Annotated in this window: 1 rRNA gene; it reads right to left on the reverse strand. The window is 53.5% G+C overall.

Annotation, left to right across the window (positions count from 1 at the left end):
* Positions 1–25 precede the first annotated feature (25 nt).
* Positions 26–1,565: ribosomal RNA gene (locus AAIR21_RS27640) — 16S ribosomal RNA — on the reverse strand.
* Positions 1,566–1,635: the final 70 nt, after the last annotated feature.

Consider the following 1,635-nt stretch of genomic DNA (forward strand, 5'->3'; position numbering starts at 1 on the left):
CACTACAAAGGCAGGTTCTTTAAGGTAAGGAGGTGATCCAACCGCAGGTTCCCCTACGGTTACCTTGTTACGACTTCACCCCAGTCATGAATCACAAAGTGGTAAGCGCCCTCCCGAAGGTTAAGCTACCTACTTCTTTTGCAACCCACTCCCATGGTGTGACGGGCGGTGTGTACAAGGCCCGGGAACGTATTCACCGTAGCATTCTGATCTACGATTACTAGCGATTCCGACTTCATGGAGTCGAGTTGCAGACTCCAATCCGGACTACGACGCACTTTATGAGGTCCGCTTGCTCTCGCGAGTTCGCTTCTCTTTGTATGCGCCATTGTAGCACGTGTGTAGCCCTACTCGTAAGGGCCATGATGACTTGACGTCATCCCCACCTTCCTCCAGTTTATCACTGGCAGTCTCCTTTGAGTTCCCGGCCGGACCGCTGGCAACAAAGGATAAGGGTTGCGCTCGTTGCGGGACTTAACCCAACATTTCACAACACGAGCTGACGACAGCCATGCAGCACCTGTCTCAGAGTTCCCGAAGGCACCAATCCATCTCTGGAAAGTTCTCTGGATGTCAAGAGTAGGTAAGGTTCTTCGCGTTGCATCGAATTAAACCACATGCTCCACCGCTTGTGCGGGCCCCCGTCAATTCATTTGAGTTTTAACCTTGCGGCCGTACTCCCCAGGCGGTCGACTTAACGCGTTAGCTCCGGAAGCCACGCCTCAAGGGCACAACCTCCAAGTCGACATCGTTTACGGCGTGGACTACCAGGGTATCTAATCCTGTTTGCTCCCCACGCTTTCGCACCTGAGCGTCAGTCTTTGTCCAGGGGGCCGCCTTCGCCACCGGTATTCCTCCAGATCTCTACGCATTTCACCGCTACACCTGGAATTCTACCCCCCTCTACAAGACTCTAGCCTGCCAGTTTCGAATGCAGTTCCCAGGTTGAGCCCGGGGATTTCACATCCGACTTGACAGACCGCCTGCGTGCGCTTTACGCCCAGTAATTCCGATTAACGCTTGCACCCTCCGTATTACCGCGGCTGCTGGCACGGAGTTAGCCGGTGCTTCTTCTGCGGGTAACGTCAATTGCTGCGGTTATTAACCACAACACCTTCCTCCCCGCTGAAAGTACTTTACAACCCGAAGGCCTTCTTCATACACGCGGCATGGCTGCATCAGGCTTGCGCCCATTGTGCAATATTCCCCACTGCTGCCTCCCGTAGGAGTCTGGACCGTGTCTCAGTTCCAGTGTGGCTGGTCATCCTCTCAGACCAGCTAGGGATCGTCGCCTAGGTGAGCCGTTACCCCACCTACTAGCTAATCCCATCTGGGCACATCTGATGGCAAGAGGCCCGAAGGTCCCCCTCTTTGGTCTTGCGACGTTATGCGGTATTAGCTACCGTTTCCAGTAGTTATCCCCCTCCATCAGGCAGTTTCCCAGACATTACTCACCCGTCCGCCACTCGTCACCCGAGAGCAAGCTCTCTGTGCTACCGTTCGACTTGCATGTGTTAGGCCTGCCGCCAGCGTTCAATCTGAGCCATGATCAAACTCTTCAATTTAAGTTTGATGCTCGTGAATTAAACTTCGTAATGAATTACGTATGTTCACTCAGAGACTTGGTATTCATTT

Origin of the sequence: Enterobacter sp. PTB, from assembly GCF_051130085.1 — a bacterium.
In the GTDB taxonomy this organism is placed as follows: Bacteria; Pseudomonadota; Gammaproteobacteria; order Enterobacterales; family Enterobacteriaceae; genus Enterobacter; species Enterobacter ludwigii.